This is a genomic window from Leptothoe sp. LEGE 181152 (assembly GCF_032906605.1).
In the GTDB taxonomy this organism is placed as follows: domain Bacteria; phylum Cyanobacteriota; class Cyanobacteriia; order Phormidesmidales; family Phormidesmidaceae; genus Leptothoe; species Leptothoe turfae.
Window position 1 is genome coordinate 196,163 of the sequence record NZ_JASATU010000009.1, and the last position, 8,544, is coordinate 204,706.

Annotated in this window: 6 protein-coding genes; 1 reads left to right on the forward strand and 5 read right to left on the reverse strand. The window is 46.6% G+C overall.

The genetic code is table 11. The features are described from left to right. Window position 1 precedes the first annotated feature (1 nt). From QGP82_RS06090 to QGP82_RS06105, 4 genes are read right to left on the reverse strand one after another with little or no spacing between them, the layout of a single operon-like run. Complete coding sequence (locus tag QGP82_RS06090; protein WP_499057727.1) at window positions 2-1,213, reverse strand: glycosyltransferase; 1,212 nt, start codon at window positions 1,211-1,213, stop codon at window positions 2-4. Then, on the reverse strand, window positions 1,210-2,556 hold the full coding sequence (locus QGP82_RS06095) for a hypothetical protein (protein WP_499057729.1): 1,347 nt from the start codon (window positions 2,554-2,556) through the stop codon (window positions 1,210-1,212). The genes QGP82_RS06090 and QGP82_RS06095 overlap by 4 nt, the downstream gene beginning before the upstream one ends. A gap of 33 nt (window positions 2,557-2,589) precedes the next feature. Next, a complete protein-coding gene (locus tag QGP82_RS06100; protein ID WP_499057731.1) occupies window positions 2,590-4,092 on the reverse strand; it encodes a hypothetical protein in 1,503 nt (500 codons plus the stop codon). A gap of 41 nt (window positions 4,093-4,133) precedes the next feature. Further along, window positions 4,134-4,931 carry a glycosyltransferase family 2 protein gene (locus tag QGP82_RS06105; RefSeq protein WP_499057733.1) on the reverse strand — a complete coding sequence of 266 codons (798 nt, stop codon included), beginning with the start codon at window positions 4,929-4,931 and terminating at the stop codon, window positions 4,134-4,136. Between the two features lie 193 nt (window positions 4,932-5,124). On the opposite strand from QGP82_RS06105, the gene QGP82_RS06110 reads away from it, so the two are divergent. Continuing rightward, a complete protein-coding gene (locus QGP82_RS06110) occupies window positions 5,125-7,092 on the forward strand; it encodes a GumC family protein (protein WP_499057736.1) in 1,968 nt (655 codons plus the stop codon). A gap of 59 nt (window positions 7,093-7,151) precedes the next feature. On the opposite strand, the gene QGP82_RS06115 is transcribed toward QGP82_RS06110, so the two are convergent. Beyond that, window positions 7,152-7,862: a PEP-CTERM sorting domain-containing protein gene (locus QGP82_RS06115; RefSeq protein WP_163703173.1), complete on the reverse strand. Its 711-nt coding sequence runs from the start codon at window positions 7,860-7,862 to the stop codon at window positions 7,152-7,154. Window positions 7,863-8,544 lie beyond the last annotated feature (682 nt).

The following is an 8,544-nucleotide window of genomic DNA, read 5'->3' on the forward strand; positions in this document are numbered from 1 at the left end:
CTCATTGGACCACCACCGGTGCGCTCATCCCCGCCTCCTGCGACTGCTGTTGTAAAATCCCGGAATAAACCTGGGTTAGCTGTCCCGCAATCACGGACCAGTCGTAATGTTGCTTGGCCCAATGTTGTCCCCGTTCTCCCATCTGGTGCCGTCGGTCCGGGTCGGCCAACAACCCTGCTATGGCCGCTGTAAAGTCATCACAGGTACCCTTGGCGACGACCCCCGCCCCGGCAGATAGAATATCCGGTGCGATTTGCACCTCTGGCGTAATCACAACAGGTAATCCTGCTGCCATAGCTTCTGCGATCGCCATACTAAAATTCTCTGTCTGAGAAGGCAGGGCAAACATATCTGCCCCCTGTAATAGCAGCTGTTTATCCGTGCCCGTAACAAACCCAGTTAGGGTTACGGTGTCTTCTAGTCCCAAAGCCGTAATCAGCCCCCTCAACTTATGGACATAGGCTGCATCGCCGGTTCCAGCCATGAGTAAATGAGCTGAGCGCCCTCGCTGAGTTAATTGGTGTATTACGCGCAGCAGCACATCCGGCTGTTTAACATAGTGCAGACGCGATAAAAATAGGATAATCGGCCTATTGAGAGGAATACGATAGCGCTGTTGTAGTTCCCCACGGGCGTTGGGATTAGTCGCCAAACTCCTCACCCCCAAGGGCAACACCTTTGTCGGCGCGGTAATACCATAGCGCCGCACATCCTCAACCTCCAGTGATGCTGTGCAGTGAACTGCCGCCGCACTGTTCAAATGTCGCCGTTCAATCAGCCAGCTGTATAGCTGTTTTTTAGACTGACTCTGCCGCAGCGCCCAAGGGGCTAACTGTCCTTGTGTTCTCACGGTATATGGAATCTGTTGCCAGCGAGCCAGTATGCCAGCACAGGTGGGTGCATAGGAAAACAAATAGTGCAGATCCAACAGATCGTAATCTGCCGCATGCTGCCAAAGCCAACGGGTGAGCGCCACAGAAAATAGAAATTCTTTCATCGGCAAACTAAAGCGCGGTAAAAACCACACAGGCACCTGCTGGTAAAGTATCCGCTCACCCAGAGGCACGTCTAACACCTGCCCACCGTTGTCATTGGTCGTGACGATTTCAGCGTCAACACCGCAGGCTCGTAAATGACTGACCAGCCTTAGCGCCACCACCGTGGGTCCCCCCAAAGCTGGACTGAGTGATGGAATTACATGTAGTACTTTCATACAGGACTCCTCTCCTCTGATTGCCCAGGCAGTTGATCCAAGCGCGTCACCAGATAGATCGCCATCCAGCTTGGTAGCATGTAAATCGCCCCCAGGTTATAAAAGCCAGACTCAAACACACACACACCCAAGGCAGCGAGGACAACACCCACCAGTGAAACCTTGAGCTGAAAGTATGGGGTTATGGTCTCGGGTAGAGGTGTTAGCATCTGCCGCAGTACCATTGCCCACAGCGGCCCAAATACCGACACCCCGCCCACTAGGCCAATCTGGTACGTAAGTCCCAAATAGGCACTGTGGGCACTAATGAGATTCAAGGCGGCAAAAAAACGGGATTGGTCTGCCTGAAATAGCATCAACGCCTCTTCGCTACCCCAGCCATGGCCAATCAAGAACGTCCCAGGCGATGCTGCAATCCCCTGGATGAATACTGGCCACAACAAATTTAGCCGATAGCTGCTCAGTCCCGGTCGCTGCGCATTATCAAAGTTGGGGCGCAGCCCATGAACCAAACTATCGGCCAGGTTAGTCCCCCAAAAGTCGATGCTCAAAAAGAGCACCAGGCCCAGTAGCATCAATCCCAACGGGAACAGTAAATTAGCCAGCCGTAACCGTCGTAGCCCTGGCCAGCAGACTAAGTAGAAGAACACCAACAGTCCACACACCATAACTGTTGAGCGCGCCTGAGCCAGCACCAGGGCCGTAACAAGGGTCAAACTCGGCCAAACGCCCATCAGTCCTGGATGTTGAACATAAAACCAAATCGCCAGGGGCAGCGTCACCAGCGCCAGCGCCGTGGTTGTATTGGGGTTAACAAACAGCCCTGCCCCAGCTCCTGCAATCCAGGGAATAGCCCCCATTAGATTACCCAACAAACCAACTGCCAACAGTAATGTTACGGCAATGACAAATTTGTTGATCACCTGGACAACGGTTTGAAGGGAAATCAATAGGCTCTCCAGTCCCCAGGTCAGGGTCAGGTAGCCTAAGAAAAGCGAGCAAGCTTTGATGAGAGCTGTTTGGCGAAAATCTACAGCGGCAAGACTATGGTCACTGCTCAAATTCTCGCCTGCCCAAAAAGTGCTAATAACAATCAGTAAAAACACCCATATGGCCAGACCATCAAACTCTCTCAGCCGCCATTGCCGACTGGTAACAAGGGTTAAAAATCCATAACCAATCCAAACAAGCAGACCTAGCCACCGTCCCCAATAGGCGATGGGTCCTTGCCAAAAAATGCTGTTAATCGCTAACGCCAGTGGCAGCCAGCCCAGTAGTGGTAACCAGGTTGATCTACGACTGTCTGAAGACTCACAGACTCCAGACAGTCGCGTCTGTTCCATTAACACAACCTCAAACCCCCTCAAACTAATGGGTTAGGATACCGCCACAGTAGCGGGTTGATTTGCTAGCTGATTTGCCTTAGTAACAAGATCGGATGCTAGGCGGCCTCGTTCAGACGGCGGCAGCATATAGTCTGGAACTGAAATGTTAAATAGCTCTAGCAATGTAGGGGCAATTTCAAGAACAGAAACACAGTTACGACGATGGTTTACCGCCTGGGTCAGTGGATCATAAATGAGCAACAATCCTTCAGGAATATGATAAGCGCTGGCTCCGCTTTGGTCCTCAATGGTGACATTTTCTAGGCCTAAGTCCAGTAGCCCGTAGGCTTGTCCTTGAATGACGGCCTGAGTTGTTTTAGATGTCACCAGATTCTTATTGTCTAGATGGACAGAAAAGAACCCGTCTGCCTTTTCTTCTACGGTCACACGAACACCCTCAATGGTTAGAGAGTTGAGCGCCTTACGGACAGATTCTCTCCAGGGGGTATTTACCCAAATGCTGGTAATCGGCAGCATCGCCTTTTGGGGTTTCCAGGCGTGATCAGGCACACCGAGGGTGCCCATCAGTTTTGCGGGCTGAGTCAGATACAGCTGTCGCAAAATCGGGTTTGCCGTCGTTGCCGATTGCCCCATGGAAGAGGTAATCCACAGCATATAACTAGGGTTTTGCTGAACAAAGTGGATCAACCGGCCCAGGAAGCGAGAAAACTGGCCCAAGGCAAAATCAATTTCATCCCGGTATCGTGCCACCCATGCCGATGAAAACCCAAAATTCTGGTAGTCCTCTGGAAATGCTGCCGCCCAGTAGCGATGCATGGCGGAGGCGACATGATTGGTAAAGCAGGTGGCAAAGTCAGGGCGAATCTCTTTGAGCTGCTTAAAAAATAAATCAAAGTGCAGAACAGCTTGATAGGTGCGGCGACGATTTTTCCGATAAGGTTTCAGACGCTCTAACCCCAGTTGTCTGACAAGCGCTACTAATGTGGATGGCAAAATCCCCAAACGTCCAACATTCGTTAACAATTCAAGGGATTGCCTCACTGGCACCATACCAGACACATTGCGTGCAGAATGACTTGCCAGGGATAAATTTAGCGCCTGAAAGCTGGATAGGTGGGCCGGTATACAATCGGGGCTAAGGGCAAAGCTATCTGGCAGATAAAAGGCATAGTTTTCCGGCTTTTGGGGTAAAGGAGAGGAATGTAGCGAACCAAGCACCCCCGTTTTCACACCATGTCGGGATAATATTTGCCAAATTGGGGGAAATTGCTGATCTAATAGAGTGAGATTTTCTCCCAAGTTAGAAATACCGTGCCTGTGGGCCGGGACGCCTCGATGGAGGGTTGGCCAGGAAATCCACGGACTCAAAACATTGTCATCAATGTGGGTTAGATACTGGTGAAACTTCGGTAGCGCCAGCGCTAGATCTGAAGTAGGATTCTGCCGAATAAAATTATCAATTATCTTGAAAGGGACTTCATTGAGTTCGATAAAAATCACCTTTCTCGGAAATTCCACTGATTTACTTCCCATAGCCATGGAGTCATACGGAACAAATTGAATAAAACAGAAAACTATATGGAAATAACGGACTTACGCTTGCGCATCCCTTGATAAGCGGGCAGCCAAGTGAGCTTTTCGCAGAGCTTAGCGGGATAACGTGCCAACAGCCTCAGCAAATTCGTTGGAATATTCTGTTCTCTACAAATTTGCAGAATTTCTTGATTATTTGTCCAGCGATTGGCCAAGCTACGATTACTTAATCCCCCTGGTCTCATGCAGACTAAGATCTCTGGCAAATAGCAATATTTCACTTGGTTGATCTTGATAAACCGGAGCAATAATTCAAAATCTGAGGCCAACTTATAGCATGTCTTAAAAAGGCCATAGTGTTCATACACCTCACGTTTAATAAAACAGCTTGGATGGGCAGGCATCCAACCCTGGGCAAATAAGTCGGGGTGAAATCGATGGGAGCGATAGATTCGAAGAATATGATTTAGCCGACAGGGATCAATAAATACAATGTCTCCAAAGACAATATCGGCCTGGTGATGTGCGATCGCATCAACGGCTAAGCGTACAACCCGGTGATGATGGTAAAAATCATCTGAATGTAGAAAGCCAACAATATCCCCTTGGGCAATTTTGAGTCCCTTGTTCAGGGCATCATATACACCGCCATCGGGCTCAGACGTAAAATAATCAATCTTATTGCGATAGTTGTCTATGATATCAACGGTTCCATCAACGGAGCCACCATCGATCACAATATATTGAATATCAGGATAATCTTGTCCGATAACTGATTCAATCGTGTGGCGGATAGTTGCTGTTCGATTTTTAACTGCTGTAATGATAGAAATACGCATTCGAGTTGGTTGGCGAAAACCAGACATATCCCTTATGGGAAGTAATCAAGTCTGACTGTCTGGGGAAATCTTAACTTTAATTGATAACAACTACTGCAAATAGCAAAATTCAAATATAATGAAGCCTCTCACCCCAGCGAGCGAATAGTAAGGATACTACTGTTTATCGCGTTAGTTGTCCTCAGTAATAACCTTGACTCGTACTTCTCACTCAGGCACTGTTATTGCAGCCCTGCGTTATCTACCACGCCTTATTCTATACAGACTACCGCTCTTTTTAGGGATGTCGGGGCTTATTTTTTTGTTGGCTTGCTTCAAAAGTGTCATCCAGCCTTCTCTCTATCGAGAAACCTTAACGCTTTTACTCAATCCAGATTTTCTCGCAGTACCCACTAAGTCACTGTCTGAGGGAGGGCAACGACCCTACGTACCACCGGAGTTTCGTGATTTTCAAACAATTATTGAGCTACTTGAAAGCTATGAGGTGATTGCACCGGCCCTACCCAAAATTCAGCAAAATTTTCCTGGCGAAGAATATAGAACATTACAGAAGCAACTTACGATAAAACATCTACCCCGTAGTGAAATTATGGAGGTTAGTTTTCAAGCGACGAGTTCTGAAAAAGTTGAGCAGGTCCTAGAGGCCCTGGCAGAGGCTTACATACTCTATGCGAGAAAAACTAGCCTCCGCAGTATCGATCAGGCAACTGCCTTGGTAGAAGAACAACTCCCAATTGTGCAAGCGCGAGTTGAACAGTTACAGGAAAAATTAGAGGATTTTCGGCAAAGCCACAACTTTTACGAGCCACAACAACTCAGTCAGCAACTGAGCCAACAGCTTGGCGAGTCAACGAGTGAAATGCGGACCGTCGATCTTTCCATCCGTTCTTCAGAAGCGCTGTTAAATGAACTAACCGAGCGCTTACAGGTTGATGAGAATCTAGCAGCAGCCAATGGAGTGTCTCTATATTTGCTGCTGCTAAATAGTTTAAAGTCCGAGGACCAAGAGCAAGCACGGCTAGGACTCGCTGCTCTTTCTAGCCTCGATGAAGACATTAAATATCCAGGCGATATTGTTCAGCTAGATAATGTCCTTGAATTGTTGCAAGCTGAAAACGACCTAACAGCACTGACACAGCAGAAGGAAGAATTAACGCAGGTTACACAAGGGATTAACAAAGATATCCAGATGTTAGCCTATTTAGATAACCAATATACAGACCTACAACGTGATCTACAGATTTCAACAGATAGTTTAAATCGATTACTTTCTGCCAGAGAGGATTTACAACTCGAGCTTGCGAAACAAGTGCCGCCATGGGAGATCATCTCTGATGTAGAAGAACCTGATCAGCCCATATCGTCAGTACCTCGCACCCTTGTTTTAGGATTATTTGCAGGCATCCTTGTTAGTTTAGGAACAGTGTTAATAGCCGATCAGTTTGACGAAACGTATCGTTCAGCTGAAGAGCTTGAAAACGACGTAGATATACCTGTTTTGTTAAGACTCAGATATCCCCTTGATTCATTTAAAGCACAAGAAGGACTCTATCCGTCTGTTAAGTTTCACAGTTCACATGACCTGCTAGATGCTTTTAGGTTATTAGAAACTAATCTTAAACTACTATACCCTGACAGGCACCTCAGCACCTTGGCAATTAGTTCTGCCGATAATACGTCAACGTTATCGGTTACACAGCACCTGGCACTAGCCTTCTCTCGATCAAGCCAACGTGTGCTCTTGATAGATGCTAATCTACGTGATTCTGTTCAGACTGGGCCATTAGACCATGACGGAAGTAAGTTAGCCGATCTGCTGGTCGACGCTGACATGATTTCTCCAGCATCAACGATTGAACTTACTAGTAATCTCTCCCTGTTGCCCGCAGGGAAACCCATCAAAAATCCTATAGATTTATTTTCAGCCAACTCTCTCCAACCGCTTTTAGAAAAACTCCAAACACAGCACGATGCCTTGGTGATTGATACCCCACCGATACAAAGTTCGGCGGCGGCACGACTAATTTCTAGTCAGTTGGAGGGCTTAATACTGGTCGTTAGGATTAGATCAGTCAAACAAAGAATGTTTCAACAATTAATGCGTGAATTGCAGCAATGCGGAATTAACATTTTAGGTATAGTAGCGATCGGTTCTATGTAGCTATACAACGACAGCTAATCCATCCGATCGCAGCTATACAAAAAGGGTCATCGATACTTTTAGCGACGCTTGAGTACAGAAGTCATTATAAAACTACCTACTGTTAACAGACCAAGCAGTGAAGCCGGTTCAGGTACATCTTTAGAAGAGATCGCTCCAATCGCGTCAACATCGACACCAGCCCACCCCTGGTTATAACGATTTTTGCCATTGTCTGTGACTTTTACATAGGAGAATGCATCGTTAGAGGTAAATCCAAAGGCATCAAGGTCGATACCGGCATGCTGAGTCCCACCAATTTCACCTAGGGACAACCAGGTATTGCCATCTTTACTAACTTCAACAAACATTCCCTCAACGAGACCACCTGCTTCAAAAATCCATAAATCATCTTTATCATCGTCGCTACCCACTAAGACGTTGTCTGTAAATTTGACGGTAATCGAACCACCCTTACCTAGAGAAAAGTCATCTCGCTGAGCAATGGGCATCTTATTTCCTTTCCATGAGGAATTAGCGACCCCTAAAACAGATGTGGGATTATCAAATGCCTGGGCTGATGCCTTCCAATTCTTGCCATAGGCGTCTTCTTTGGTTAGACCATTGGCGTAGACTTTGTTATAGTCAACCACTTCATCTGCAAAAGAAGATTCACCTAAGGGAAATTCAATACCTCGGAAAGTGTTAGCGGAGGCTGGCTGTGTCATGGCAGCCAAAAGTCCTAGTGAACTAAAAGCAGCAACAAGATATCCCTTAGATTGATTAAGCATTCTGAACTCCTTGATAATGAAAGCAACGGGACAACGTCTGATTAAGACTATTAACGCTTATAGAGAATGCTTTCAGAAGCTGAAAAAACACAGAAATATGAGACATTAGAAACAAAGTTTGCATCAATAAAATCCCCGCAAAATGCCAGTCTTTGACAAATTCTGATAAAGCAATTTGATAAAAGTGCATCAGAAATAGTCTTGTGCAGATACGTCTAAAAATAGCCAGCTAAATGGCTTATGGGGCAATTATGATGGTCATTGTCGACACTTACGACGCAACTGTAATCTATGCCAAAAGCATGATTTGATGAGTCGCAGAGAAACTAGAGACAGGTTTCAGAAAATGTTGAAGAGGTTAGGAAATCAAGAGGAGTCAAGCGTGGGAATACGGATTAGTTGACCCGTTGTAGTGATAATAGAACGTACACGCACGCTTGTTGGTTAAAAGCTAAATTGGGTTAAAGGTTGCTCATCTCAATCCTCCAAAATGCTGTGGAATATACGGAAAGTACGTATATGTAGGAGCGATCGCTGTGAATCTTACGGCCCTGACTGAAAGGGAGACACAACGGCTAAAGCGTATCTAGGACAGCTTCTATAGCTCTTAGCCCTCGTAAATGATACTCAATTTTGTTTCGGTCGAGTCTCATCAAAGCCTGAACTTGTTGGTTGCAACGAT